The sequence below is a fragment of the Deinococcus radiodurans R1 = ATCC 13939 = DSM 20539 genome (genome assembly GCF_000008565.1).
GTDB classification, from domain to species: domain Bacteria; phylum Deinococcota; class Deinococci; order Deinococcales; family Deinococcaceae; genus Deinococcus; species Deinococcus radiodurans.
The window spans coordinates 2622022-2648638 of the sequence record NC_001263.1; the positions used below are offsets into that span (position 1 = coordinate 2622022).

The window sequence follows — 26617 nt, forward strand, 5'->3', positions numbered from 1 at the left end:
GCGGGTCAGGATACGCGGCGAGCGCCCTGAAAAAGGGGCGCCCCGGTCCTGCTCCCACCCAAACGCCCCCAACAGCCTCCTGTCTGTTCAGCACTCAGCCCCCAGTGCGGCTCCCCTGCTCGCGCTTGCGGCGGATGAACCAGGCAGCGGCGCCAATGACGAGAAGCCCCACGATGACCTTCGACACCGGGGCGACGTACTGCTCGACCCGGTCATAGTTTTCGCCGAGGGCGTATCCGGCGTAGGCCAGCGCCGCACTCCACAGCGCCGAGCCGATGGCCGAGTAGATCAGGAACTTGGGCAGCGGCATTTCGCTCATGCCCGCAGGCAGGCTCAGCAGACTGCGGATGCCCGGCACCATGCGCCCGAACAGCACCGCCCCCGCGCCGTAGCGGTCGAACCAGGCGTCGGCCTTCTTGATGTCCTTGCCGCTCAGGGTGAGCCACTTGCCGTGTTTGTCGGCCCAGGCGACGAGTTTGTCTTCCCCGAAAGCCCGCCCGATGTAGTACAGCGGCAGGGTACCGATGACGCTGCCGAGCGTGCCCATCAGGACCACCATGCCGAGCGACATGTCACCGCGCGCCGCCGCGAAGCCCGCCGAGGGCATGATGAGTTCGCTGGGAATCGGCGGAAACACGTTTTCCAGCACCATCAGCAGCAGAATGCCGAGGTAACCCATGCTGTCCATCAGGTTTTGAATCCAGTCGGTCATGGCACCAGCAGCGTAGCGGGCTGGCCGGGGGCTGTCGTCCTCCACAAGGATGACGCCGCCCGCTGCTCCCCTGACCCGCAGCCCCTACACTGCCGCCATGACTCCCGCCGCCACCATCCCCGAGGGCCTGCGCGCCGTCGTCTTCGACTTCGACGGCACCATTCTGGACACCGAAACCCGCGAGTTTCACCACTGGCAAGAGCTGTACCGCGAGCATGGGCGTGAGCTCGCGCTCAGCGACTGGCAACGCGGCGTGGGCACCTGGGACGCCTTCGACCCCTGGGCCGGGCTGCCCGAGCAGGTGCAGGCCGACCGGGAAAATGTCCGCGCCCGGCTGCACGACACCATCGTTTCAGACATTGCCGGACAAGACCTGCGCCCCGGCGTGCGGGCGGTGCTGGAAGGCGTGAAGGCCGCCGGGCTGCGCCTCGCCCTGGCGACGAGCAGTGACCGTGAGTGGGTCACCCGTTGGATGCGCCAGCACAACCTGCTGGACCTGTTCGAGGCGGTGGCGACCCGCGACGACGTGCGCCGCGTCAAGCCCGACCCCGAGCTGTACCTGCTCGCCGCCGCGCGGCTGGGCCTGCGCCCCGAGGAGTGCCTTGCCGTCGAAGATTCCTTTAATGGGGCCACCGCTGCCGTCGCCGCCGGAATGCGTCTGGTCGTCGTGCCCAACGACGTGACGCGCACCCAGCCTTTCCCCGCCGAGTGGCGGCGGTTGGAGGACGGGTACGCGGGGGGGCTGGCCGGGTTGCTAGGGGAATGAGAAGGGGTAGGGGCTAAAGCCTTACCTCCTCTGCGCCTTCAAATGCTTTTTCAGGTCAGGCCACAGCGTCCGCACCTGCTCCTGCGAAGTGCGGCGGGCCTCCAGCTCGCGGGCGAGCAGCGCTTCACGCTGGTCAGGCAGCAACTGGTTTTCGGTGAGCAGGCCGCGCACCACCTCGGCATCCTGCATCCGGCCCAGGGCGTCTAGGGTGTTCAGGAGCACGTCGGGCGACTTGTCCACCAGTTCCAGGGTGTAACGGTAGTGCTTGAGCGCTTTGCGCCACTCGTGCCACGTTTCGGGGCTCTCGGCCTTCAGCACGGCGGGGGTGTCGTCCAGCAGATCCTGCGCCTCGTGGGCCAGGGTGCGGCGGGCGCGGCGTTTGAATTTGTCGGGGCGCTCAGGCAACGGCGGCTGCTCCGGCCACTGCACCCCGGCGAGCAGTTCGGCGCGCCGCCTTTGCCAGTCGCGGCGAAAGTCGGCAATCTCGTGTGGGGAGCGTCCCTGTTCTTCCAGCGCGGCGGCGAGGTGCTCCCCGGCCACGTCGTGGTCGCGCAGCGGCGCCACCGCGCGGCGCAGGTCACGCCAGGCCCGGCGGACCTTCTTGGGAGCGCCCGTCACGGACAGTTCGGCACCCACCTTGCGCGTCAGCTTGCGGGCTTCGTGCACCGCTTTGGGGTCACCTTGCACCAGCGCGGGCCACAGGCCTGAGAGCTGCGCGCCGAGCGAGGCCCGCTGGTCGGTTCCTGTCTTGCCTTTTTTGGAGGACTTGGACATGGGGTCGGTATAGCGGCGGCGGCGTACCCACAGTTCAAAGCGGTCACAAGGGGTCTTAGGATTGCCTAACCCCTGGTCCCCTCAATACAGCTTGTCGAGCACCTCGTCCTTCATCACGAAGCTGTTGTCCTTGCTGGGAAACTCGCGGGCGCGGACCTCGGCGGCGTAGTGAGCGATGGCTTCACGGGCCTCGCGCCCCAGGTCGGCGTAGCGCTTGGCAATTTTCTTTTCCTCGCCTTCGTAGAGCCCCAGCAGGTCGTGATAGACGAGTACCTGCCCGTCGCAATGAACGCCTGCGCCGATGCCGATGGTGGCGACGCTCAGCCGCTCGGAAATCAGGCGAGCGAGCCGGGCGGGAATGGCTTCGAGGACCACCGCGAAGGCCCCTGCTTCCTGCAACGCGACTGCGCCTTCCAGGGTGCGGCGGGCGCTGTCGTCGTCCTTGCCCTGCACGCGCAGGCCTCCCTGGGCGGCGGCGGTCTGCGGCATCAGCCCCACGTGCCCCATCACCGGCACGCCGTTGCGCGAGAGCACCCGCACGACGTCGAGCACCTCGGGGGTGGAGCCTTCCATCTTCACGGCGTCGGCGCCCGTCTCCTGAATGACCCGCACGGCGTGCCGCATCGCGTCGGTCACGCCTGCGTGGTAGGTGCCGAACGGCAGGTCCACCACCAGAAAGGTGTTCGGTGCTCCCCGCCGCACGGCCTTGCCGTGGTGAATCATGTCGGCAAGCGTGACCGGCGCGGTGGAGTCGTAGCCCAGCACCACGTTGCCCAGGCTGTCGCCCACCAGAATCAGGTCCACCCCGGCGGCCTCGGCGTGGCGCGCGCCCGGATAGTCGTAGGCGGTCACCATCACCAGCGGCGCGCCAGAGGATGTGAGTTCAGGATGGGTCAGGTCGGGCAGGCTGCGTTTGACGCGGGCCGGAGACGCCAATTGAGGAGACGCGGATTCGGGCTGCATGGGGCGAGGGTAGCACCCCCTCTCACGCTCGGCTCAGCCGTTCATGACCTTGCCGTAGCGGTCCAGAATCAGGTAGATGATCCAGCCGGTAACCGCCACGTAGAGCCACACCGGCACCGTCCAGCGCACCCACATGCGGTGGCGCTGAAAAAAGGGCCGGGCGGCGGGCGCGTCGATGTTGCCGAGGTTTCCGGCGGCTTGCAGGCCCTTCCAGGCGTTCCAGAGCGCGAGCAGCGCCAGCGGCAGGTTGGCGGCGGCCAGAATCACGTGGCTGATGAGCAGCGAGAAGTAGCCGACGCGGTAAGGCCCGATGTATTTCTTTTCGTAGCCCAGGCCCAGCCGGGTGAGGTAGAGCACCAGGAAAACGGTGGCGAGGGCGCTGGCGACCAGCATGGCGCGCATGTGCGCCTCCCGGTTGCCACGGCGAATGAAAAACACCCCCGTGACGAGCGCGAAGCCGCTCAGGACGATGGTGATGACAGCCCACTGGTTGACGACTTCGGCGACCACGCCCGTCATCATAGCGGCGCCGGGTGGGGACAATTTTCTGACCCTGGATCAGTGGCGGGGGTCTACAATGGGGGGCGCATATCACGCTGGCCGCACGACACTTTTGCCGCGTGAAGGGACGGTGAAGAATTTGAGCGGAACCCTGAGTGCAAGGCCGCGCGCCGGCGTGAGGGCAGGCAGTTGGCTCTCCCGCCTCGCCTGGGTGGCCCTGATCTACAACCTGCTGGTGATCCTGTGGGGCGCGGTGGTGCGCCTGACCGGCGCGGGCGCGGGCTGCGGCGACCACTGGCCGCTGTGCAACGGGGTGGTTATTCCCCCGAGTCCCACCCTGCACACCATCATCGAATTCAGCCACCGCCTGACCAGCGGCGCGAGCGGCCTGCTCGCCATCGGGCTGGTGGCCCTGGCCTTCCGGCAGACCCCCAAGGGGCACCCGGCCCGCTTCGGGGCGCTGCTGAGCCTGGGCCTGATCATTCTGGAAGGCCTGGTCGGCGGCGTGCAGGTGCTGCTCGGCCTGACCGCCGATTCCACCGACCCGGCACGCGGTTTCGTGCAGGGCATCCACCTCGCCAACACCTTCGCGCTGCTCGGGGCGCTGCTGCTCACGGCGCTGTGGGCGCGGGGCGAACCCCGACTGCGGCTGCGTGGTCAAGGCCGGGTCGGGTGGCTCAGCGCCATCGGCCTGGGCCTGACGCTGCTGCTCGGCATGGCGGGCGCGGTGACGGCGCTGGGCGACCTGCTGTTTGCCCCGGCGCCCGGCACGCCCATCGACACGGTGCGGCGCGACTTCTCGGCCAGCGCCGGCCTGATTGAGAACCTGCGTGTCATTCACCCCATGCTCGCTGTCATTACCAGCGTCTATCTGGGCTGGCTCGGCGTGTGGCTGAGCCGCCTGCGCCCCGGCCAGGAAGTGCAGCGCTGGACCCGCGTGGTCTGGGGGCTGCTCGGCGCACAGATGGTCGCGGGCTTCGTCAATGTGGCCCTCAAGGCGCCGGCCTGGATGCAACTGACCCACCTGCTGCTCGCCTGCTTGCTGTGGCTCGCCGTGGTGATGCTGGTGTACCGTGCCCTCACTGGCCTCGGTGTACAGCGTCCCGCCCGCCCGGTCGCCCCTGAAGAACCGGCCCCCCTTGGAGAACCCATATGACCTCGACCCCGCTGTCCAATTCGCTTCCGCCGACCCAGCACGCCACCTGGCGCGACTATCTGGCGCTCACCAAGCCCAAGGTCATCAGCCTGCTGCTGTGGACCACCGTTACGGCCATGTTCATGGCGGCGCGGGGCTGGCCGGGCGATACCTTCTGGTCGGGGCTGTGGCTGCTCATCGTAGTCAGCGTCGCCGGGTACATGTCGGCGGGCTCGGCGGGCGTGTTCAACATGATCATCGACCGCGACATCGACCTCAAGATGACCCGCACGGCGGGGCGCCCCACCAGCTCGGGCCTGATTTCGAGCCGCAACGCCGCCATCTTCGGCACCACGTTGCAGGTGCTGTCGTTTGTGATGCTGTGGGTGTGGGGCACGCCGCTCGCCGCCTGGATGAGCCTGGCGGGCTTCGTGTTCTACGTGGTGATCTACACCCAGTGGCTCAAGCGCACGACCTGGCACAACATCGTCATCGGGGGCGCCGCCGGCTGCTTCCCGCCGCTGGTGGGTTGGGCCGCCGTGACCGGAGACCTCAACCTGTTCGCCGGATACCTCTTCGCCATCATCTTCTTCTGGACGCCGGTGCACTTCTGGGCGCTCGCCCTGATGATCAAAGAGGAGTACCGCGAGGTCGGCATTCCCATGCTGCCGGTCGTGCACGGCGACCACATGACGGTAGCGCAGATCGGCCTGTACGCCATCTACACGGTGGTGCTCTCGCTGATGCCTGTGTACTTCGGTGCCGTGAGCTGGATCTACTTCGTTTCGGGCGCACTGCTCGGCGCGTGGCTGCTGTGGCTCTCGTACAAGCTCTACCGCCACGTCGCCTCGGGCCAGCCCGCCGAACGCAAGGTCGCCGTGCCGCTCTACCTGTACTCGATGCTTTACCTCGCGCTGCTGTTCCTGGCTGGCGCCATTGACCGCGCGGTGCTGTCCTAATCGCTTCTTCCGTTTTCCCTTCGCCGGCACGAACCCCACGGTTCTGCCGGCTTTTTGTGCCCGGTTCAGACCGGATTTCAGCGACGCAGCGGCCTTTGGGGGACACTTGCCTACCACTTAAACTGCTCTCATGGCACTGTGCCTGACCGTTCGGTAGACGTGGGGGGCAAAAAGCGTGGCGGCGGCCTGGCCTATGGGGGCCGCGCCGGGAGCCACGCGGTCGGCGCATTTGCCTCCAGAACGCTTTAGACTGGAAAGGAAAGGAGCGACATTGAACACCAAACATGACCGTAAACCGGGCGGGAAGCGGGAGTGGGCCACAGCGTGGACCCGCGCCGGCCTGATCGCCCTCGGCGCGGCAGTCCTGAGCAGTTGTGGGCAGGGGCAGAACATCTTCCTGGGTGACCAGGCTGCCGCCTACAACCGCGAGATCTGGGACCTGAGCAAGTGGGCCATTGGACTGTCGATCATCATCTTTGTCGGGGTCTCGGGCATGCTGTTTTACACGGTGCAAAAATTCCGTGAAGACCGCAACACCGCAGCGCCCCAGCAGTTCCACGGCAACAACAGGCTCGAGGCCTGGCTGATCGGGATTCCGATCATCTTGGTGCTCGGGCTGAGCGTGTTGTCGGTGCGTTCGCTGGCCCGCCTGAACCCGGTGTCCCAGCAGACCCTGGGCATCGAGGCCACCGGGGCGCAGTTCTGGTGGAACTTCACCTACCCCGGTTCGCCGGTGCAGGGCGGCAGCACGGTGGCCAACGGCAACGAGATGGTCATGCCCGCCGAGCAGAAGGTGGCGATCAGCACGACCAGCAAGGACGTGATTCACGGCTTCTGGGCGCCCAACCTCGGCGGCCAGCGCGCGTCCATCCCCACCGTCAAGCGCGTGTGGGAACTCGATACCCAGCGCCCCGGCGTCTACCAGGGCAACTGCTCGCAGCTGTGCGGCGCCTCGCACGCCAACATGCGCTTCAAGGTGATCGCGCTGTCGCCCGAGGCTTCGCGGCCTTCAACAAGGCGGCGCAGGCTTACGTGGCCCCCACTCCCGCTCCCGGCAGCGCCGAGGAACGCGGCTACAACCTGTTCATGCAGGGCAATCCCGGCACCGGCGCCATTGCCTGCGCCTCGTGCCACCGCGTGCAGGGCACCCCGGCAGGCGGCGTCAGCGGCCCTGACCTGAGCTTCTTCGGCACCCGCCGCACGCTGGGCGCGGGCATGTGGGAAGCCATGTCGCCCGAGCACTGGGCAGAGCCCCAGGCGGCGGCGGCGCTGCACGCCTGGATCAAACACAGCCCCAAGGTCAAGCCTGGCAGCCTGATGCCCACCTATGACGGCAGCACTTATGTCGTCGACGGCAAGTCCATTCAGGGTGGTCGCCTGACCGACGGCGAGATCGACGACATCGCGGCGTACCTGCGGAGTCTGCGCCTTCCCGACGAGGCCGACTACTGGCAGGGCTCCCCGGTTCACGGCACCAACACCACCGCAGGAGGTTCGCAGTGACGGTACATGCACCGCTGCCTCAGCACACCCAGACGGCTGCCAAACGCGGCGTGTGGGAGGTCATCAAGGACTTCATGATGACCACCGATCACAAGAAGATCGGTCTGCTGTACATCATCGTTTCGATCCTGGGCTTCTGCCTGGGCGGGCTGCTGGCGCTGGCGATCCGGGTTCAGCTCGCGCTGCCCGAACAGACGCTGCTGGTGGGCACCACCTACAACCAGGTGCTGACCATGCACGCGGCGATCATGCTGTTTTTCTTCCTGATTCCGCTGGGGCTGTTCGGCTTCGGCAACTATTTCCTGCCGCTGCAACTCGGCGTGCGTGACGTGGCCTTGCCCCGCCTGAACACCTTCGCGGTGTGGCTGTTTATCGCCAGCCTGATTCTGGTGGTCCTCGGCCTGTTCAACGGCGGCGCCCCCAGCGTTGGCTGGACCTTCTATTACCCGCTCACCATGGACGGCAACCAGACCGGCGTGAGCGTGTTCATGGTCGCGGTGATCCTCAACGGCCTGGGCTCGCTGCTCGGCTCGGCCAACTTCGCCGCCACCATCGTCAACCTCCGCGCGCCCGGCATGGGCCTGTGGAAGATGCCGGTGTTCGCGTGGAGCATCTTCGCCACCTCCATTCTCCAGCTGCTCACGCTGGGCGGCCTGACCGCCGCCGCACTGCTCACCTACCTGGAAATCAAGCTGGGCCTGAGCATGTTCAACCCCGGCATCGGCGGCGTGCCGGTGCTGTACCAGCAGTTCTTCTGGTTCTACTCGCACCCCGCCGTGTACGTGATGCTGCTGCCCTACCTGGGCATCGGCGCCGAGGTGGCCTCCACCATGGCCCGCAAGCCGCTGTTCGGCTACCGCGTGATGGTGTACTCGATGCTCGCTATCGTGCTGGTGTCGTGCATCGTGTGGCTGCACCACATGTTCGCCGTCGGCATTCCCGAAGCCTGGCAGATCGCCTTCATGATCTCGACCCTGATCGTGGCTGTCCCGACTGGCGTCAAAATCTTCAACCTGATCGGCACCCTGTGGGGCGGACGCATCCTGATGCGGATGCCGACCTACTGGCTGATCGGCTTTATCTTCAACTTCCTGATCGGCGGGATCACGGGCGTGAGCCTGGGGATGATTCCCTTCGACTACCAGGTCACCATGTCCTACTACGTGGTGGCGCACTTCCACAACGTGATGATGTTCGGCACCGCCTTCCTGGCGATGGCGGGTCTGTACTACTGGTGGCCCAAGATGACGGGCCGCTTCCTGGACGAAAAGGTCGGTCTGGCCCACTTCTGGCTGTTCATGATCGGCTCGTGGCTGACCTTCCTGCCGCAGTACATCCTGGGTCTGCTGGGGATGCCCCGGCGCTACTACACCTACCCCGCCGGCAACTGGGCCTGGACCGAGCTGAACTTCGCCAGCACCGTGGGCGCCTTCCTGCTGCTGCTCGGCGGCCTGGCGATGCTCTACAACATGTTCCAGAGCTTCAAGCGGCCCATTACCGCCGGACCCAACCCCTGGGGCGGCTTTACCCTGGAGTGGACGAGCAGCAGCCCGCCTGCCGCATACAACTTCGCCCACGACTTCCCGCAGAACTTCCCCACCGAGCGCCCGCTGTACGACTGGGAACAGAACGGCGAAACCCTGACCCCGGTGGACCCGAAGAGCATTCATCTGCCGCAGGACAGCATCTGGCCGTTCATGACCGCCTTCTCGCTGCTGCTGATGGGCTACGGCCTCTCTTTCGGCTGGTTCACCAACTATGACCCGGCTGTGGGCCTCAAGCCCTTCGCCGACGCCAGCCTGAGCTTCAAGATCGCCACGACGGTGCTGTACCTCAGCCTCCCGGTGTTCTTCTACTCGCTGTTCAAGTGGGCGGGCACCCGTGAGTACGCCGTGCCGGTCGCGCACCACCACCTCACCAAGTACGACAACGGCTTCATGGGCATGGCCTGGTTCATCATCTCGGAAGTGGCGCTGTTCGCCATCCTGATTGCCGGCTACGTGTACCTGCGCGTGATCGGCGCCGCCGAGCCGCCCGCACTGCGCCCGAGCATCTGGCTGGCCGCGCTCAACACCTTGATTCTGGTCACCAGCTCGGGTGTGGTCCACAAGGCCGAGCAGGACCTGCACCACGGCCGCACCAGCTGGGGCCGCCTGGGCCTGTTCATCACGCTGCTGCTGGGCGCGATCTTCATGATCTTCCAGGTGTACGAGTTCTCGCTGTTCGGCACCGAAAGTGACTGGCGCCAGAACCTGTGGCAGTCGTGCTTCTTCATCATCGTCGGCCTGCACGGTCTGCACATCCTGATCGGCGGCACCGGCATCGCCCTGCCCTACTACCAGCTGCTGACCGGTAAGATGGACAAGTACAACCACGGCTCCATCGTCCCTGCCAGCCTGTACTGGCACCTGGTGGACGTGGTGTGGCTCCTGATCGTCGCGATCTTCTACGCCTGGTAATCCGGGCCGGCAGAAGGCACAAGGAAGAGGGAGGCTTGCGGGCCTCCCCTTCCTTTTGTTTTTTCTTGTCGCTCTGGCGGTTACGGCTCCCCGGCTTCCGTCTCCCCTTTCGCCTCACGGCCCATCAGGTGACGCACGCCTTCTGCGGGGGACCACTCGCCGCGCGTGACCTGCGCCACCGCCCGCACGATAGGCAGGTCGTGGCCGTGGGCAGCGGCCCAGGCGTCGAGCAGGCCAGCGGTACGCAGGCCCTCGACCACCTTGCCGCCTTGCTGCGGGCTCTCGCCCCGGGCAATCGCCTCGCCCGCTGCCCGGTTGCGGCTGTGGGGGCTGGTGGCGGTGGCGATCAGGTCGCCCAGCCCGCTCAGGCCGTAGACCGTTTCCTCCTCGGCGCCGAGTGAACGCAGGTAGCGGTTCATTTCACGCAGGCCACGGGTCAGGAGGGTCGCCTTGGCATTGTCGCCGAGGTGCAGACCGTCGCCCATGCCGGCAGCCACCGCGATCACGTTTTTCAGGACGCCGCCGAGTTCCACGCCGGGCACGTCACGGCTGGTGTAGACCCGCAGGCTGGGCGACATCAGCGCGGTCTGCACGGCGGCGGCAAGGGCCGGGTCGCGGCTGGCGACCACCGTGGCGGCGGGCAGGCCCCGGCCTATTTCCTCGGCGTGGTTGGGGCCGCTCAGGACCGCCACCCGGTCAAAGCCGAGCCCCGCCGCGTACTCGCTCAGGCGGCTGCCGTCGGGCGCGAGACCCTTGGCGCACAGCACCACGCCCAGTTCGCGCGGCAGCCCGGCCAGCAGTTCGGGCACGCCCACACTTGGTACAACCAGCAGGGCGAAGTCGGCGCCGGCCACCGCGCCGGGCAGGTCAGACGTGACCGCTACCTCGGGGGGCAGCAGCACGCCCGGCAGGTACTCGCGGTTCTCGCGCACCTCGGCCAGCCGGGCGGCAAAGTCGGGACGCCGAGCCCAGAGCCGCGCCGGTTGTCCGGCCCGTGCGGCGGCCACCGCGAGCGCCGTGCCCCAGCCGCCAGCGCCCAGCACAGGCAAAGCAGAGCCCTGCGTCATGCTTCGCCCATCCAGGCAAAGACCCAGATGCGCGGGGTGCGGTCATCCGGGTCGGCGTAGTCGGGGTACTCCACGATGTCCCAGCGGGCAAATCCGGCCCCGCGCAGCAGCGGCTCCAGCTCGGCGGGGTCGTAGCCGCGCTCGCGGTGGGTCTCCACGAATTCCTGCACCTCGCCGCCTTCGCCCATCACCCGGCAAAACGCCTGCACGACGCCCAGTTCTTCCTCGGCGTCGTAGTGGTGTGACCAGTGGTAATGGATTTCCTCGCCCGCCTCGCTGCGGGCCAGCCCCTCGATGGCGTCGCCTTCCCACAGCTCACGGACGCCCAGTCGGGTGTTGAGGTCGCAGGCGAACAGCCCGCCCGGCGCGGTGTGGGCCGCCGCCTGGCGCAGCGCCGCGCCGAGGTCGGCGGGGGCCAGCAGGTTGTTGAGGCTGTCGAAGACGCAGGTGACGAGGTCGAACGTCTCGCCGAGGTCGAAGGTTCGCAGGTCGCCCTGTTCGAAGCTCACCCAGGGCAGCCGCTCGCGGGCGACGCTGAGCATCTCGGCGCTGCCGTCCACCCCGACCACTGCCATCCCAGCCGCCTGCAACTGCCGGGTCATGCCCCCGGTGCCGCAGGCGAGGTCGAGGGCGCGGCGCGGGGTGAGGCCGCCGTCACGGGCATAGGTCAGGATGAAATCCGCCCAGTGGTCGTACTCCACGTCGGCCATAATCGCGTCGTACACGGCGGCCAGGGCCGTAAAAGGGGGGCGCTGCATGGCGTCACTATAGGCGCCGGGGCACAGGTCTCAATCCCAGGACTCAGGCCGGGCGCAGTTCGCCGCTCCGCAGCTGCCGTTCGATTTCGGCCACCGCGTGGTCGGCATGAAAGCGGCCATTTTCGATAAAGACCTGATTGGTCTTGCCGGCAAAGCCCGCGCTGCCCACCACGAAGAGGCCGGGCACGCTGCTCTCGTAGTTCTCGGTCAGCACCAGGCACTCGTCAGGCTGCGTGGCGAGGTTCAGCCCGTCCAGGAACGACAGGTCGGGGCGGTAGCCGGTCAGCGCGAAGGTGAAGTCGGTGGGCAGCTCGAAGGTGCGGCCGTCCTCGCCCTGCACGACCACGTGCTCGGGGTGAATCTCGACCACCCGCGAGTTGAAGTGGGCATGGATGCTGCCTTCCTTGATGCGGTTTTCGAGGTCGGGCCGCACCCAGTACTTGATGGTGCTCTTGAGTTCGGGAGCGCGGACCACCATGGTCACGTTCACGCCGCTGCGCCACAGGTCGAGCGCGGCGTCGGCGGCCGAGTTGCCCGCGCCGATGACGGTCACGTTCAGGCCCATGAAGGGGTGGGCCTCGGTGTAGTAGTGGCTGACGTTTTCGCTGTCCTCACCGGGAATGCCCATACTCAGCGGGTTGTCGTAGTAGCCGGTCGCCACCACCACGCGCCGCGCTTCCACCACGCCGGGCGTACCGTCCTGCGCCTCGATTTCGAGGGTGAAGCCCGCCGGGGCCGCGTGCACCTTATTCACGGTGGTGTACTGCCGCACGTTCAGGTTCTCACGCTGCGTGACGAGGCGGTAGTACATCAGCGCGTCACGGCGGTCGGGCTTGTCGTGCCCGGTCACGAAGGGGTGGTTGCCGATTTCGAGTTCGGGAGCAGTGGTAAAAAAGCCCATGTAGGTGGGGTACTCAAAAATCGCGTTGACCACGCAGCCCTTTTCCAGCACCACGTAACTCAGGCCCGCGCGCTTGCATCCGATGGCGGCGGCCAGACCCACCGGCCCGGCTCCGACGATTGCCACGTCATAAAGACTCATGGCCCTATTGTGTCAGCCTGCGCCCCGGTGCACCGTGACCCGCCTGCCCCTGCTAGTTTGAGAGCCATGCCGGGTGCGCGTTGGTTGTCGGGAGTGGTGCTGGGTGGGCTGTCGCTGGGCCTGATGGCCTGTGGCCCCAAAGACATCGAGGGGCTGCGAACCGCTGACTATCTCGGCGGAGACCAGCGCAGCGGCGTGCTGACCTACAGAGAGACCCCGCCGATGGGCGGCCCCTACAACCCGCTGTGGCAGACCTGCGCCGCCTACGCCCAGCCGGTCTACAACGAGTACGCCGTCCACAGCCTTGCGCGGGGCGCGGTGTGGGTGACTTACCGCCCTGGCCTGGACGCCGCCGAGCTGGACAAGCTAAAGGCCCTGCTCGCCGGGCAGCCTGCCGCGCTGCTCAGCCCGTATCCCAACCTGCCCGCGCCCGTCGTGATGACGGCCTGGAATCGCCAGCTCAGCGCCCAGACCGCCGACGACCCCCGCCTGACCCGCTTCCTCAAAGAAATCTTGCCCGAGAACAGTGCCCCAGAGAAGGGCAGCCCGTGCGCCAGGGGTTTCGGCGGCACCCGCTAGCCTGCATAGCCTTGACGGGGGCTGCATAGGCCGCTATATTGTTCAGCATCACCGCCCAAGAGGCGGTTTTTTCATGCCATCTTCCCGAGTTCCTCGGCAATTTGCGGCAGCGCACCGGCCTGACCGATACGCCGCTGGCCGTCGCGCACCGCCGTCGTGCGCTGAGGGCCACCGAGCAGCTCACGCACTGCCTGAGCGGCGGCGGACGCCTCCGGGCGGGTCAACGTGAGCGCCGCGCCGAGGAGCCGCTGCTGCCGCACCGCGAAGCCGGGGACATACTGCGGTCCGGCGGTGGGAAACCCGACCACCGGCACGCCCAGACCCGCCGCCTGCTCGTTGGCGGTGCCCGCCGTGCCGAGCGCCACCCCGCCCGAGGCAGCCGCTGCGTGAAGAATCGTAGAGAAGCTTGCGCGCAGAAGCCACACACTGCACGTGCCCCGGCGGGCGAGCACGCCCCACTCGCCGCGCTCCTCAAGCGTCCAACCGAGCAGCGGCGGCAGTTCGTCAAAGGGCCGGGGCCAGGCCACCAGCGCCTGCATGTCCGGCAGGGCGCAGGCGGCGCCGAGCATGACGGGCAGCGAGGTCTGGGCGTCGCCGCGCTGCCCCGGTAGCAGCGCCAGCACCGGCACGCCCGTCAGCAGCGGCGCCAGGTCACGCTCAGGAGCCGGCAGGATGTCGAGCGCGAAGCTGCCCCGGTAGGCGGCATTGACCCCCCGGCGGGCCAGATGACGGGCCGAGGCCGCGTCGCGCGTGTACACCCGCCAGGCGCGGCGGCCCAGCGCAAGCTCCCAGGGCATAAAGACGTTGGCGCCCAGCGCATTGAGTTCACGCAGGTGCCCGCCCAGCGTCATGCCCTCGCCGTAGAGGACCGACACCAGCGGCTGCACATGCACCAGCGGCAGACGCGGGCGGGCCAGTGCCCCCGGAATCTGCCGGGCCGCCAGCGTGCCCACCCCCAGCGCGTAGGTGTCGCCCACCACGACCACCCGCTCCAGCGCGGGCCCCTGGGTGCGGGCGGCCAGCCACTGCCCCAGTGACTTTTGCACCAGTCCGGCGCGCAGGTCGGCCCGCAGGTTGTCCAGGCTGCCGAAGGGAAACCCGCCCGAGGGCATGTCGAGCAGTGGCCCAGCAGTTTCCGCGAGCCCGGCATAGGCCCCGCCCGCCCCTACGAGCGGCAGCGCGAGGAGTGGCTGGTCTGGGCGGCGCCGACGCAGCTCACGGGCCAGCGCTGCCCCGATCAGGTCTTCGGCATGGCCGTTGGACACGAGCAGGGTAGCGGGCGCAACAGTCAGCGGCATGACGGCCAGAGTAGCGTCTGGGGCGTCAAGAGCCGCCTGGCGCGTCTCCGCTTTCCCGGGAGACCCGGCAGGCGGCTCTGGGGAGAGTCCTATGAACAGAGCCGTTACCCTGCTCGCTGCCCTGAGTTTGTCCGCCTCGCTGGGGCCTTCAGCCCTGGCGCAGAGCGCACCCGTTTCGACGTCTGCTACTCCTGCGTCTACTGCGGCCCCGGCTGCTCCCGCCCGCGTGCAGGCCCCCGCCGGCACCTTCGTGGGCCAGGACCGGGCCGGCGTGCGCTCCTGGCTGGGGATTCCCTACGCCCAGCCGCCCGTCGGCGACGCCCGCTGGCAGCCGCCCCGCGCCCTGCCCGCATCCCAGGCCGAGCGCACGACCACCCAGCCCGGCGCGGCGTGCGTGCAAACGCTCAGCGTGCCGGGGATGGACAAACAGGTGCGCGGCGCCGAGGACTGCCTGTTTCTGAATGTCTACGCCCCTACCAACGCGCAAAAAGCCCCGGTGATGGTCTGGATTCACGGCGGCAGCTTTCAGATGGGCGCGGGCAGCGACTACGACCTGAGCGTGCTCGCGCGTGAACAGGGTGTGGTGGCGGTCAGCCTGAACTACCGCCTGGGGGCGCTCGGTTTCCTGGCGACCCCGGCGCTCGACACCGCGCAGGGCACGGCGGGCAATCTGGGCCTGCTCGACCAGCAGCTCGCGCTAAAGTGGGTGCGGGACAACATCGCCGCGTTCGGGGGCGACGCACAGAACGTGACCGTGTTCGGCGAATCGGCTGGCGGCATGAGCATCTGCGCCCAGCTCGCCTCCCCCGGCGCGGCGGGCCTGTTCGACAAAGCCATCATCCAGAGCGGCCCGTGCACGGCCCCCGGCATCATGCAGAGCCGCGCCGAGGCGTACAACCTGGGCTCGCGGTTTGCAGCAGCCGTGGGCTGTGACCCCGCCGACGCCGCCTGCCTGCGCGCCGTGCCCGCCGACAAGCTGGTGCTGACCCGCTCGCCGAACGCCGCTTTTCCGGGTGCCGTGCCGTTTCCGCCGGTCTACGGCGACAGCACCGTGCCCCGCGCGCCCGCCGAGGTGCTGCGTCAGGGCCAGAACGCCGTGCCGCTGCTCATCGGCACCAACCTGAACGAAGGCACCCTCTTCGCCGCCTTCGTGGGCGACCCCCGGCGCGACCTTAACGCCGCCGAGTTCCTGGGCCTGAACGCCGTGCTCAACGGGCCCAACGCCCCGCGTGCCCTGCTCGCCTACAACAGCCGCACCTCCGGCACCCGTACCCAGGCCGCCGCCGCGAGTGCCACCGACAGCCTCTTTGCCTGCCCCAGCAGCAACCTCGCCCGCGACATCAGCCGCTTTACGCCGGTCTATAGCTACGAATTCCGCGACCCCAACCCGCCCCGCCCTGCGCAGTTGCGGCCCACGGTGGGTGTGCCGTCGTTCGGCGCCTTCCACGGCTCGGAAATCGTGAGCGTGACGGGCACCCCGTCCGGCCTGGGCAACCCCAGCGACTTCACGCCCGCTCAGGCTGAGCTGTCGCGCACCATGCAGACCTACTGGGCCAATTTCGCCCGCACCGGCAACCCCAACGGCGCCGGCTTGCCGCAGTGGGCTGCCTTCACCACCGAGCAGCCCCAGGTGCTAGGCCTGGCCCCCGGCGAGGTGACCCCCGTGCAGGACTTCCGCGCCGAGCACCACTGCGACACCATCTGGCGGCCCTGAGCCGTGAGCAGGCAATAAAAAAGCCGCCTCTTGGGCGGTGATGCTGAACAATATAGCGGACTATGCAGCCTTCGTCAAGGCTATTCACGAAGCCGCCGCTTCCCTGACCGGAGGCGGCGGCTTTGCCTTGCAAATTTGAGTGGGATTGAAGAGGCTAGCCCTTCTCAAACCTTCCCCCTTGCTGAGAAGCAAAGCGGGCAAGCTCACAGCAGTAACGGCGCGGGCAAGAGACAGGGTAAAGAGAGAAATAAAAAATCCGCCCTTCTCGGACGGTGATAAAAATAGAATAAGGCGATATGCGGGTTTTGTCAAACTTATGCGGATGTGCCGGTTTTTGCCGTGTAGGACGCTTCAAAATCTGAGAAACTCGAACCTTATGCAAAGAAGAACCGCCCCCCAGACTGGGAAGCGGCGCTTCTGTGCGCTCGGCTCAGTTGTGAGTCATGCCCAGCGGCACGACCCACTGGGCGAATTCGTCCTCGGTCACGTAGCCCAGGGCCAGCGCGGCGTCCTTGAGGCTGGTGCCTTCCTTGTGGGCCTTCTTGGCAATCGCGGCAGCCTTGTCGTAGCCGATGTGGCGATTGAGGGCGGTCACCTGCATCAGGTTCTTGTCGAGGTTTTCCTTGATCTTGGCCTCGTTGGGCTGGATGCCCACCGCGCAGTGGTCGTTGAAGGCCAGGCAGGCGTCGGAAATCAGGCGAATGCTTTCCAGCACGGCGTGAACCATCACTGGCTTGAACACGTTCAGCTGGAAGTTGCCCTGGCTGCCGGCAAAAGCGACGGTGGCGTCGTTGCCGAACACGCGGGTGGCGACCATCGTCATGGCCTCACTCTGGGTGGGGTTCACCTTGCCGGGCATGATGCTGGAGCCGGGCTCGTTCTCGGGAATGGTGATTTCGCCGATGCCGTTGCGCGGGCCGCTCGCCAGCCAGCGCACGTCGTTCGCCATCTTCATCAGGGCGCCGGCCAGGGTACGCAGGGCCGCCGAGGTCTGCACCAGCGCGTCGTGGGCGCTCAGGGCGGCGAACTTGTTCTCGGCGCTGCGGAAGTGGTAGCCGGTTTCTTCTTCGTACTTCTTGGCGGCCAGATCACCGAATTTGGGGTGCGCGTTCAGGCCGGTGCCCACGGCGGTGCCGCCGATGGCGAGGTCGAGCAGGCCTTCGCCCGCGTGCTTGACTTCGGACAGCGCGTAGTCGAGTTGCGCCACCCAGCCGCCGATTTCCTGCCCCAGCGTGATGGGCGTGGCGTCTTGCAGGTGGGTGCGGCCCACTTTCACGAGGTCCTTGTACTGCTCGGCCTTGGCGTGCAGGGTGTCGCGCAGCTTGCCGACCGCGCCGTACAGCCGCTCGTTGAGTTCCAGCACCACCGCGATGTGCATGGCAGTGGGGAAGGTGTCGTTGGAGCTCTGGCCGCGGTTCACGTGGTCGTTGGGGTGGACCGGCTTCTTGCTGCCCATTTCGCCGCCGGCGAGTTCGATGGCGCGGTTGGAAATCACCTCGTTGGCGTTCATGTTGCTCTGGGTGCCCGAGCCGGTCTGGAACACTACCAGCGGAAAGTGTTCGTCGAGTTTGCCGGCAATCACTTCGTCGGCGGCCTTCACGATGAGGTCGGCCACGTCGGCGGGCAGTTCACCGAGTTCGGCGTTGGCCTGCGCCGCGCCCTTTTTCAGGATGCCCAGCGCCCGGATGACGGGGCGGCCCCACACGAAGGTGTCGCGCCCAATCGGGAAGTTGTGGATGCTGCGCTCGGTCTGTGCGCCCCAGTAGCGGCTGGCGTCCACGTCCATCTTGCCCATCGTGTCGGTTTCTTGGCGGGTTTTGGTCATAGCGCTTTCAGTTTACGGCGTTTGAAGATTCGACTTTATGGAGCGCGCGGAGTGCTGCCCCGAGTCGCCAGAACCACAACAGGCCCAGCGTGAGCGTGAGGCCAAGTCCCCAGGTGTCGTTCCCTCCTTGCGGTGGGTGCCGCAGGGCCAGGCAAAGCAGCATGACCATGCTGCCCCAACCGCTCAGCCCCCACGCCACCAGCACCCGCGCCAGCCCCCCGAGCCGCAGGGCAGCGATCAGAAACCAGCGCAGAGTCGGCACGACCAGAACCAGGCCAAGCACGCTCATCAGCGCCACATTCGGTGTAAAAAATTCGCGAAACAGAGAAAACAGCATGGGCAAAAGCACCACCACGCCAGAGCGCCCGAACTCACTTTCCTCGAACACCGCCCGCCGCCAGCCTGCCGCGCTGAGGGCGTAGCCGGGATGCAGCAGCCCCCTATCGGTCACGGTCAGGTGGGCTTTTCTGAAAGCGTCGTTGGCCCGGTGCGGGTCACCCCATTCGCGCAACACGTCTTCGACGCTCTCACCCGCGTCCACGGCATCGTCCAGATGGGCCAGATGTTCAGCCCTGACCCGCTCGGCGGCTTGCGGCGCGAGGCCATGCGTGGCGATTTCCAGCCAGAGCTTCGGCGTCAGCGGGGCGCTCCAGTGGGGGTGAATGTTCCAGGCCATCTCAACCTCCCCCCACGACCGCGCCCACCGCCTGCGTCTGGCGCTGCCACTCGCCCCGCGCCCGTGCCAGAGCCGTGCGCCCCGCGTCTGTCAGGCGGTACTCACGGCGGGTGCGGCCCCTGACGTCTACCTCGCTGCTCTCCACCAGACCTTCCTTTTCCAGCAGGTGCAGCGCGGGGTACAGGCTGCCCTCTTTGGCCGTCAATACCCCTTCAGAGCGGGCTTTAATCGCCTGGGCGATGGCGTAGCCGTGTTCGGGCTGACGGTCCAGCACCGCCAGAATCAGCAGGCGCAGTTGCTCTTTGGTGTTCATGGGGACACAGTACCTTGAAAGTTTATGTATTGCAATTTGAGGTATTTCACGCCCCCGCCCGGCGCGGTCTACTGCCCGCATGAACCTAGAACCCTACCAGCAGGCTTCGCCCGAGCGCCTGCGCCTTTACCTGTCCCTCTTCGCCATGGTCGCGCTGACCGTGCTGCTCGGCGGCCAGCGGACGGGCGACCTCGGCGTGCGCGGCACCCTACGGCGCAGCGCCTTTGCACGCGGCATGTTTGCCGACATCGGGGCCATCAGCACGCTGGGGGCGCTTTATCTCGTCCTGAACGGCAGAACCTCCGTGCGGGTGCCCGCTGCTATCGCCACGTTGTTTGTCGGAAGTTTTGCGCTGCTGCCCGCACTGGCCTACGAAGACTGGGCCGCCATGCAGGAGCGCAGGCAGTGAAACAGTACCTCGATTTTCTCCGCCACATCCGCGACCACGGGACCGACAAGATGGACCGCACCGGCACCGGCACCCGCTCGGTGTTCGGGTATCAGATGCGCTTCGACCTCTCTGAAGGCTTTCCCCTGGTCACGACCAAGCGGGTGCACCTGAAGTCCATCATCTACGAGCTGCTGTGGTTTCTGCGCGGCGACAGCAACGTGCGCTGGCTGCAGGAGCACGGCGTGACCATCTGGGACGAATGGGCGCGCGAGGGCGGCGAACTCGGGCCGGTCTACGGCGTGCAGTGGAGAAGCTGGCCCGACTATGGCGGCGGGCAGATTGACCAGATTTCGCAGGTCATCGAGCAAATCAAGACGAATCCGGACTCAAGAAGGCTGATTGTCTCCGCCTGGAACGTGGCGCAGATTGACGAGATGGCCCTCCCCCCCTGCCACCTGCTCTTTCAGTTCTACGTGGCGGACGGGAAACTCAGTTGCCAGCTCTACCAGCGCAGCGCCGACAGCTTTCTGGGCGTGCCGTTCAACATCGCCAGTTACGCGCTGCTGACCATGATGGTGGCCCAGGTCTGCGGCCTCGAACCCGGCGAGTTCATCTGGACGGGTGGCGACTGCCACATCTACAGCAATCACATGGAGCAGGTGGAGCGCCAACTGAAGCGCGAGCCGAGGCCCTTGCCGAAGATGCGGCTCAATCCCGCAGTCAAAGACATGTTTGCTTTCCAGTACGAGGACTTTACGTTGGAAGGGTACGACCCGCATCCGGGCATCAAGGCGGAGGTGGCGGTATGACGCGGCCCAGTTTCGACGACCTCGGCCTCGCCACCGCGCGGCTGTGGGCGACCCGCAGCGCCGACCCGAAGGTGCAGGTGGGCGCGTGCATCCTCGACCGGCACCACCGCGTGGTGGGCGTGGGCTACAACGGGCGGGCGGCGGGCGAGCCCAACGAGCGCGAAAGCCTGGCCCAGGGCGCGTCGGGCTATATCCACGCCGAGGTCAATGCGCTGCTCGCCGCCAACTGGAACGGCGAAGGCCACACGCTCTACGTCACCCACGAGCCGTGCTCGGTGTGCGCCCGCCTGATCGTCAATTCGCGGCGGGTGGGCCGGGTCGTGTTCGCCACGCCCTACCGCGAGACGGCCCGCGTCGAAGCCGGGCTTCCCAGCGGCGCGGAGATTTTGCGATCGGCGGGAATTGAGGTAGAAGATGCTCAGAAGGGACTGTAATTTGTCCTCGTAGTGCTTGAATATTGAGTTCTCAAGCGGCATTGTGTGGAACCGTGCCGTCCCGTCAAGACATTGTTGCCATCGCTGCCCAGACTGAAAACCGCGTCATCGGGCGTGATGGCGGGATGCCCTGGCATTTGCCGGCTGACTTTGCACATTTTCGGGCACTCAGCGTTGGCAAGCCAAATATTATGGGGCGCAAGGTCTTTGACACACTGAGACGTAAGCCTTTGCCCGAACGGGTCAACATTGTGCTCACCCGCAACGAGAACTTGAAATTCGACGGCTGTCTCATCGCCCATTCGCCCGAAGAAGCCCTCCAACTCGCCGGAGACGCTCCCGAAATCGCCATCATCGGCGGCGAGGAGATTTACCGGCTCTACTGGGACCGGCTGACCCGGCTGGAGATGACGCTGATTCACGCGGAACTGGACGGCGATACCTTCTTCCCCGAAATCGGGCCTGAGTGGGAACTGGCGCAGGAAACCTTCCGACCCGCCGACGAGAAGAATCGCTACGACCTGACTTTCCAGACGTGGCGACGGCGGGGCTCTGGGCAACCATGACCGACCCCCGCCTCGCCATCGAACAGGAACGCACCGAGCAGGAACAGGAGCGCACCGAGCGCGTCCGCGAGCGGGAAAAGAGTGGGCGCTTCAAGTCGGTGCTGGAGGCGATTCCGCTGCTGGCGACGCTGGCGACGGCGCTGGTGGCGGTCATGGGCAACTTGCAGTCGCAGCAGCAGTACCGCGACACGCAGGCCTCCGAGCGGTTTCAGAGCGCGGTGGAACTGCTCGCCGGAGACGACCTGACCACCCGGCTCGGCGGCATCGCCCTGCTGGGGCAGGTGGCGCAGACCAACCCGGAACGGCGGGAAAACGTGGTGCGGCTGCTCGCCACCTATCTGCGCGTTCACTCGCCCGTGACCGAGGCGGGCCGCGCCCAGCCGGTGGTTCTGGCGCCACCCGCCGAGGAAGTCCGCGCTGTCCTGGCGGCCCTGGCGTACCGGGGCAACATCACCAACGTGGACCTGGGCCGCATCAGCGCCCGCAACCTGATGGAAAACGGCGCCGACCTGACGGAGCTCATTTTCGCCCGCAGCGACCTCAGCGGCAGCATGTTCGAGGGCAGCGACTTGAGCGGCGTGCCCTTCAAGCAAACCACCCTGCGCGGCGTCAATTTCCGGGGCGCGGATTTGACCCGTGCCAACTTCGAGAACGCGAACCTGTCCGGAGCGCAGCTTCAAAACGCCGACCTCAGCAGCGCAGACCTATCGCAGGCCCAGGGCGTCACGTCCGCAATGGTCGCAGGTGCCAAAACCGACGCCCAGACGAAACTGCCGGCGGGGGTCAAGGTCACGGCAGCCACGCCAGCGGCTCCATAAACACAGTTCTGCTAACATTTGCCGCCCGCTTTCTCGCCGCAGTCTGATAAACTGCCCGGCATGAGGCGTTTGACCCGACGTGCATATCCCCCCCGCCGCTGAGGTGGGCCGGGTCAACACAGCCTGAAATCCCCCGAACAGCGGCGCATTCCCAGCGAGTGCGCCGCCTTTTCTTTTGGAGTGAAGATGTCCGAAATCCGCAGAAATGTTCCCGTCAATGAGCAAATCCAGCTTCTCAAGCGCGGCGTGGTGGACCTCGTGTCCGAAGAAGACCTCAAGCGCAAGATTGAGAAAGGCGAGCCCCTGCGCGTCAAGCTCGGCGCCGACCCCACCCGCCCCGACCTGCACCTCGGGCACGCCGTCATTCTGCGCAAAATGCGGCAGTTTCAGGACCTCGGGCACAAGGTCATCATGCTGATCGGCGACTTCACCGCGACCATCGGCGACCCCAGCGGCAAATCCAAGACCCGCCCGCCGCTGAGCCTGGAAGAAGCGCGCGCCAACGCCGAGAGCTACCTCGCGCAGTGCCGCCTGATTCTGCGCCAGGAACCCGAAGCTCTTGAAATCAGGTACAACTCCGAGTGGCTCGAACAGCTTGGCTACAAGGACATCATCGGCCTGGCGGCGAAGTACACCGTGGCGCGCATTCTGGAACGCGACGACTTTACCAAGCGCCTCAGCGCCGGCACCCCGATTTCCATGCACGAGCTGCTCTACCCGCTCACCCAGGGCTACGACTCGGTGGCGCTGCACGCCGACGTGGAACTCGGGGGCACCGACCAGTTGTTCAACAACCTGGTGGGCCGCGCCCTGCAACGCGACTACGGGCAAGAAGCGCAGGTCGTGCTGACGCTGCCACTGCTCGTCGGCCTGGACGGCACCGAGAAGATGTCCAAGAGCTTGGACAACTATATCGGCCTGACCGACGAGCCGCACGCCATGTTCGCCGGGCTGATGAAGGTGCCCGACCCGCTGCTGGACAACTACTTCACGCTGCTGACCGACCTGCCGCGTGAGCGCATCGAGGAACTGCTCGCCGGGCACCCGGTCGCCGCCCACCGCGAACTCGCCCGCGAAGTGGTGCGAGCCTTCCACCCCGATGCCGACCTCGACGCTGCCGAGGCGCGCTTCCGCTCGGTGGCGAAGGGTGGCATTCCCGACAACATTCCCGCCGTCAGCGTCCCGGCAAGTGAGCTGAACGAACAGGGCCACGTCAGCATGGCGAAACTGGTCGTGCTGGCGGGCCTGGAACCCAGCAACGGCGCCGCCCGCAAACTGATTCAGAACCGGGGTCTTAAGCTCGGCGGCGAGACTTACAGCGACCCGCAAGGCCAGCTCACCCGCGAGCAACTGACGGAAGGCGTGGTCATCCAGAAGGGCAAGGACAAGTTCGCCCGGCTGGTGCTGGAAGGCTGACTTTGTCAAGTTATGCACAGGCCGGGCGCCTGGTTCCCAACCTGAGGCTGAGGCGTCCACAACACCGTTTTAGCCCTCTGCCCCAGCGGCTTGTCCACAGGGTAACTGTGTAAAAAGTGCGTCCCTGTGGATAAAAAAGCTGACCTACCCATCACAATCGCGTGACAGGCAGGTCTTGACTGAGGGCGCAGCGTCAGCTTAAACGCGGTCCGACAAGTCCTCGGCCTTCAACTTTTCCACGCGCAGCATATTGGTGGTGCCGCGCACGCCGAAGGGCACGCCCGCCGTAATCACGTAGCGGTCGCCCACGTCGGCCAGGCCGCTCTTTTTCAGCTCGTCGTTGGCGATGCGTACCATGTCATCGGTGTCCTCGGGGTCTTCGCTGAGCATGGGGTAGACGCCCCAGGAAAGCGCGAGCTGGTTGCGGGTGATCTCGTTGGGGGTCAGCGCGACGATGGCGAGCGGCGGACGGTTCTTGGAAATGCGGGTGGCCGCCCCGCCCGTGCTGGTAAAGGTCACGATGGCGGGCGCTTCGAGCTTAGCCCCGATGTTGCAGGCGGCGAGCGCAATGGCGTCCTGCGCCTGCTCGGTGTCCATCACGACCTGACGCTGCATCAACTGGTAAAGCTCGCTCGCTTCGGCCTCGCGGGCAATACGGTCCATCATAGCGACCGACTCGACCGGGTACTGGCCCGCCGCCGATTCGGCGGAAAGCATCACCGCGTCGGTGCCGTCATAAATAGCGTTCGCCACGTCCGACGCCTCGGCGCGGGTGGGGCGCGGCAGGTTGATCATGCTTTCGAGCATCTGGGTGGCCGTAATGACCGGCTTGCCCGCCTCACGGCACATGCGGATGATGCGTTTCTGGATGGTCGGCACCTGCTCGGGGCGCATTTCCACACCGAGGTCGCCGCGCGCCACCATCACGCCGTCCACTTCCTTGAGGATGTCGGCGAAGCGGTCCACCGCCTGCGGCTTCTCGATTTTGGCCATCAGCTTGGCGCGGCTGCCGAAGCGGGCGAGGTAATGCCGGGCGAGCAGCAGGTCATCGCGCGAGCGCACGAAGCTCAAGGCCACCCAGTCCACGCCGAGGCTCGCGCCAAATTCCATGTCCTGCACATCTTTTTCCGACAGTGCGGGCACGGTCAGGTCGGCTTCGGGCACGTTGATGCCCTTGTTGTTTTTCAACGTGCCGCCGATCAGGACAGTCGTCTGAATGTCGTTGCCGCGCACGTGGTCCACCCGCAGGCTCATGTTGCCGTCGTCGAGCAGCAGCGTCATGCCGGGGGTCACGTCACCGGCGAGGCCCTTGTAGGTGCTGCCCACGCGCTCGGCATTGCCCTCCACCTCGTCCATCGTGATGACGAACTTCTGCCCGGGATTCAGGGTCACCGAACCTTCGGCAAAGCGGCCCACCCGAATCTTGGGGCCTTGCAGGTCTTGCAGGATACCGATGGTCACGCCCTTGCTCACGGCGAGGTCACGCACCATCTGCACCGTCTGACGGTGGTCTTCGAGGTCGCCGTGGCTGAAGTTGAGGCGGACCACGTTCAGGCCAACGTCGATCATGCGCCCGAGAACTTCGGTGCTGCGGCTGGCGGGGCCGACAGTCGCCACGATTTTGGTGGCACGGTCAAAGTGTTTCATAGGGTCTCCAGAACAAGCTTTGGAAGCACTTCCAGCATCTTTAAAGAGGCAGCCATCCGCAGGCGGTCAGCAAAGGCGGACGGCGGACGGCTGCCCGGAAGGCGGGGCTTTAGCGCAGCGCCTTGCGGCCCGGGAACACGGCTCGGTCGCCGAGCTGGTCTTCGATGCGCAGCAGCTGGTTGTACTTGGCGATACGGTCCGAGCGGCTGGCCGAGCCGGTCTTGATCTGCCCGGCGTTGGTCGCCACAGCGAGGTCGGCGATAAAGGCGTCTTCGGACTCGCCCGAGCGGTGGCTGATGATGGTGCCGTAGTGGTGGCGCTTGGCGAGTTCGATGGCGTCCATGCTCTCGGTGAGGGAGCCGATCTGGTTCACCTTGACCAGAATCGCGTTGCCCACCTTGCGGTCGATGCCCTGCTGCAAGCGCTCGGGGTTGGTCACGAACAGGTCGTCGCCCACCAGCTGGGTCTTGGCGCCCACCTTGGCGGTCAGGCGTTCCCAGCCGTCCCAGTCGTCTTCAGCGAGGCCGTCTTCGATGCTGACAATCGGGTAGCGGCTGGTCCAGTCGGCCCAGAAGTCGATCATCTCGTCGCTGCTCAGCACGCGGCCCTCGCTCTCCAGGTGGTACTGGCCGTCCTTGTACAGCTCGGTCACGGCGGGGTCGAGCGCGATGCAGATGTCCTTGCCGGGTTCGTAGCCCGCCTGCTGAATGGCTTCAAGCAGCACTTCGAGGGCTTCCTCGTTGCTCTTGAGGTCCGGCGCAAAACCGCCTTCGTCGCCGACGTTGGTGTTGTAGCCGCGCCCGCTGAGGACTTTTTTCAGGTGGTGAAAGGTCTCGGCGCCGTAGCGCAGTGCTTCACGGAAGCTCGGAGCGCCGACCGGCATCACCATGAACTCCTGAAAATCCACGCTGTTGTCGGCGTGGGCGCCGCCGTTGATGACGTTCATCATGGGCACAGGCAGGGTCTTGGCGTTGGAGCCGCCGAGGTAGCGGTAGAGCGGGATGTCGAGCTCGGCAGCGGCGGCGCGGGCAGTCGCGAGGCTCACCGCCAGAATCGCGTTGCCGCCCATGTTGCCCTTGTTGGAGGTGCCGTCCACGTCCATCAGCGCCTTGTCGATGGCGGCCTGCTCACTGGCGTCCATGCCGATGAGGGCCGGGCCGAGGGCCTCACGCACGTTCTGCACGGCACGTTCCACGCCCTTGCCCATGTACCGCTCGCCGCCGTCACGCAGTTCGAGCGCCTCGTGGCTGCCGGTACTCGCTCCCGAAGGCACGATGGCCCGGCCCGAAAAACCGCTGTCGAGGTGGACTTCGGCTTCGACGGTGGGGTTCCCACGCGAATCCAGCACTTCACGGGCGATGACTTTCTCGATGTTCATGATCCTTGACCTCCAGGCGAGTGGGAACGGAAAAACGGGCGGCGATCCTGCCCCCAGCAGCGCGGAGGCGTAGCCCCGACACTATAAGGGCCAGAGTTCGGGGCGGTGTCCCGC

At 66.4% G+C, this 26617-nt stretch carries 27 protein-coding genes; 14 read left to right on the top strand and 13 right to left on the bottom strand.

Annotated features, from left to right (window positions below; all coding sequences use genetic code 11):
* Positions 1-94 precede the first annotated feature (94 nt).
* Positions 95-712 (bottom strand): DedA family protein, encoded by a 618-nt coding sequence (locus DR_RS13450; RefSeq protein ID WP_010889236.1) that lies wholly within the window; start codon positions 710-712, stop codon positions 95-97.
* Positions 713-809: 97 nt separating this feature from the next.
* On the opposite strand from DR_RS13450, the gene DR_RS13455 reads away from it, so the two are divergent.
* Positions 810-1478: an HAD family hydrolase gene (locus tag DR_RS13455; RefSeq protein WP_027480266.1), complete on the top strand. Its 669-nt coding sequence runs from the start codon at positions 810-812 to the stop codon at positions 1476-1478.
* A 21-nt stretch (positions 1479-1499) separates the two neighbouring features.
* Here the strand turns inward: DR_RS13455 and DR_RS13460 are convergent, their stop codons facing one another.
* The 3 genes from DR_RS13460 to DR_RS13470 form a co-directional block, all read right to left on the bottom strand.
* The gene (locus tag DR_RS13460; RefSeq protein ID WP_010889238.1) at positions 1500-2252 is read right to left on the bottom strand and encodes a CHAD domain-containing protein; all 753 of its coding nucleotides are present in this window, start codon (positions 2250-2252) and stop codon (positions 1500-1502) included.
* An 81-nt stretch (positions 2253-2333) separates the two neighbouring features.
* A complete protein-coding gene (gene panB, locus DR_RS13465; RefSeq protein ID WP_010889239.1) occupies positions 2334-3215 on the bottom strand; it encodes a 3-methyl-2-oxobutanoate hydroxymethyltransferase in 882 nt (293 codons plus the stop codon).
* Between the two features lie 33 nt (positions 3216-3248).
* On the bottom strand, positions 3249-3737 hold the full coding sequence (locus DR_RS13470) for a DUF420 domain-containing protein (protein ID WP_027480264.1): 489 nt from the start codon (positions 3735-3737) through the stop codon (positions 3249-3251).
* Positions 3738-3855: 118 nt separating this feature from the next.
* On the opposite strand from DR_RS13470, the gene DR_RS13475 reads away from it, so the two are divergent.
* The 5 genes from DR_RS13475 to DR_RS13490 all read left to right on the top strand — a co-directional run bounded on the left by DR_RS13475 (position 3856) and on the right by DR_RS13490 (position 9772).
* The gene (locus tag DR_RS13475) at positions 3856-4872 is read left to right on the top strand and encodes a COX15/CtaA family protein (protein WP_051618901.1); all 1017 of its coding nucleotides are present in this window, start codon (positions 3856-3858) and stop codon (positions 4870-4872) included.
* Complete coding sequence (locus DR_RS13480) at positions 4869-5810, top strand: heme o synthase (protein ID WP_010889242.1); 942 nt, start codon at positions 4869-4871, stop codon at positions 5808-5810. Before DR_RS13475 ends, DR_RS13480 begins: the two co-directional genes overlap by 4 nt.
* Before the next feature lie 271 nt (positions 5811-6081).
* Positions 6082-6990: a cytochrome c oxidase subunit II gene (gene coxB / locus DR_RS13485; RefSeq protein ID WP_338107135.1), complete on the top strand. Its 909-nt coding sequence runs from the start codon at positions 6082-6084 to the stop codon at positions 6988-6990.
* Positions 6897-7313: a c-type cytochrome gene (locus DR_RS17170; protein WP_081816070.1), complete on the top strand. Its 417-nt coding sequence runs from the start codon at positions 6897-6899 to the stop codon at positions 7311-7313. The genes coxB and DR_RS17170 overlap by 94 nt, the downstream gene beginning before the upstream one ends.
* The gene (locus DR_RS13490) at positions 7310-9772 is read left to right on the top strand and encodes a cbb3-type cytochrome c oxidase subunit I (protein ID WP_010889244.1); all 2463 of its coding nucleotides are present in this window, start codon (positions 7310-7312) and stop codon (positions 9770-9772) included. Before DR_RS17170 ends, DR_RS13490 begins: the two co-directional genes overlap by 4 nt.
* 80 nt (positions 9773-9852) lie before the next feature.
* Here DR_RS13490 and DR_RS13495 read toward each other — a convergent pair whose 3' ends face one another.
* Genes DR_RS13495 through DR_RS13505 form a run of 3 tightly spaced genes read right to left on the bottom strand, consistent with a single transcriptional unit; the run spans position 9853 to position 12639 of the window.
* Positions 9853-10839 carry an NAD(P)H-dependent glycerol-3-phosphate dehydrogenase gene (locus DR_RS13495; protein WP_010889245.1) on the bottom strand — a complete coding sequence of 329 codons (987 nt, stop codon included), beginning with the start codon at positions 10837-10839 and terminating at the stop codon, positions 9853-9855.
* A complete protein-coding gene (locus tag DR_RS13500; RefSeq protein ID WP_010889246.1) occupies positions 10836-11597 on the bottom strand; it encodes a class I SAM-dependent DNA methyltransferase in 762 nt (253 codons plus the stop codon). Before DR_RS13500 ends, DR_RS13495 begins: the two co-directional genes overlap by 4 nt.
* Positions 11598-11640: 43 nt before the next feature.
* Positions 11641-12639: a YpdA family putative bacillithiol disulfide reductase gene (locus DR_RS13505; protein ID WP_010889247.1), complete on the bottom strand. Its 999-nt coding sequence runs from the start codon at positions 12637-12639 to the stop codon at positions 11641-11643.
* Between the two features lie 66 nt (positions 12640-12705).
* Between DR_RS13505 and DR_RS13510 the strand changes: the two genes are divergently transcribed.
* Positions 12706-13218 carry a DUF3105 domain-containing protein gene (locus tag DR_RS13510; protein ID WP_034350851.1) on the top strand — a complete coding sequence of 171 codons (513 nt, stop codon included), beginning with the start codon at positions 12706-12708 and terminating at the stop codon, positions 13216-13218.
* A gap of 71 nt (positions 13219-13289) precedes the next feature.
* Here DR_RS13510 and DR_RS13515 read toward each other — a convergent pair whose 3' ends face one another.
* On the bottom strand, positions 13290-14516 hold the full coding sequence (locus DR_RS13515; RefSeq protein ID WP_010889249.1) for a lipid-A-disaccharide synthase-related protein: 1227 nt from the start codon (positions 14514-14516) through the stop codon (positions 13290-13292).
* A gap of 91 nt (positions 14517-14607) precedes the next feature.
* Between DR_RS13515 and DR_RS13520 the strand changes: the two genes are divergently transcribed.
* Complete coding sequence (locus tag DR_RS13520; protein ID WP_010889250.1) at positions 14608-16230, top strand: carboxylesterase/lipase family protein; 1623 nt, start codon at positions 14608-14610, stop codon at positions 16228-16230.
* Positions 16231-16660: 430 nt separating this feature from the next.
* Here DR_RS13520 and fumC read toward each other — a convergent pair whose 3' ends face one another.
* Genes fumC through DR_RS13535 form a run of 3 tightly spaced genes read right to left on the bottom strand, consistent with a single transcriptional unit; the run spans position 16661 to position 19044 of the window.
* Positions 16661-18055 carry a class II fumarate hydratase gene (gene fumC, locus DR_RS13525; RefSeq protein WP_010889251.1) on the bottom strand — a complete coding sequence of 465 codons (1395 nt, stop codon included), beginning with the start codon at positions 18053-18055 and terminating at the stop codon, positions 16661-16663.
* Between the two features lie 7 nt (positions 18056-18062).
* Complete coding sequence (locus DR_RS13530; RefSeq protein ID WP_010889252.1) at positions 18063-18731, bottom strand: hypothetical protein; 669 nt, start codon at positions 18729-18731, stop codon at positions 18063-18065.
* A 1-nt stretch (position 18732) separates the two neighbouring features.
* On the bottom strand, positions 18733-19044 hold the full coding sequence (locus DR_RS13535) for a PadR family transcriptional regulator (RefSeq protein WP_010889253.1): 312 nt from the start codon (positions 19042-19044) through the stop codon (positions 18733-18735).
* A 79-nt stretch (positions 19045-19123) separates the two neighbouring features.
* Here DR_RS13535 and DR_RS13540 point away from each other — a divergent pair, with 79 nt between their 5' ends.
* The 6 genes from DR_RS13540 to tyrS all read left to right on the top strand — a co-directional run bounded on the left by DR_RS13540 (position 19124) and on the right by tyrS (position 23478).
* The gene (locus DR_RS13540; protein ID WP_028328055.1) at positions 19124-19453 is read left to right on the top strand and encodes a hypothetical protein; all 330 of its coding nucleotides are present in this window, start codon (positions 19124-19126) and stop codon (positions 19451-19453) included.
* A gap of 50 nt (positions 19454-19503) precedes the next feature.
* A complete protein-coding gene (locus tag DR_RS13545) occupies positions 19504-20244 on the top strand; it encodes a thymidylate synthase (protein WP_373969215.1) in 741 nt (246 codons plus the stop codon).
* On the top strand, positions 20241-20678 hold the full coding sequence (locus tag DR_RS13550; protein ID WP_010889255.1) for a dCMP deaminase family protein: 438 nt from the start codon (positions 20241-20243) through the stop codon (positions 20676-20678). Before DR_RS13545 ends, DR_RS13550 begins: the two co-directional genes overlap by 4 nt.
* A 125-nt stretch (positions 20679-20803) precedes the next feature.
* Positions 20804-21244: a dihydrofolate reductase gene (locus DR_RS13555; protein WP_051618897.1), complete on the top strand. Its 441-nt coding sequence runs from the start codon at positions 20804-20806 to the stop codon at positions 21242-21244.
* Complete coding sequence (locus DR_RS13560) at positions 21241-22062, top strand: pentapeptide repeat-containing protein (protein WP_051618902.1); 822 nt, start codon at positions 21241-21243, stop codon at positions 22060-22062. The genes DR_RS13555 and DR_RS13560 overlap by 4 nt, the downstream gene beginning before the upstream one ends.
* 186 nt (positions 22063-22248) lie before the next feature.
* Positions 22249-23478 (top strand): tyrosine--tRNA ligase, encoded by a 1230-nt coding sequence (tyrS, locus tag DR_RS13565; RefSeq protein ID WP_027480260.1) that lies wholly within the window; start codon positions 22249-22251, stop codon positions 23476-23478.
* Positions 23479-23676: 198 nt separating this feature from the next.
* Here tyrS and pyk read toward each other — a convergent pair whose 3' ends face one another.
* The gene (pyk, locus tag DR_RS13570; RefSeq protein WP_010889259.1) at positions 23677-25125 is read right to left on the bottom strand and encodes a pyruvate kinase; all 1449 of its coding nucleotides are present in this window, start codon (positions 25123-25125) and stop codon (positions 23677-23679) included.
* Positions 25126-25234: 109 nt separating this feature from the next.
* Positions 25235-26503, bottom strand: a complete 1269-nt coding sequence (eno, locus tag DR_RS13575) for a phosphopyruvate hydratase (protein ID WP_010889260.1) — start codon at positions 26501-26503, stop codon at positions 25235-25237.
* Positions 26504-26617: the final 114 nt, after the last annotated feature.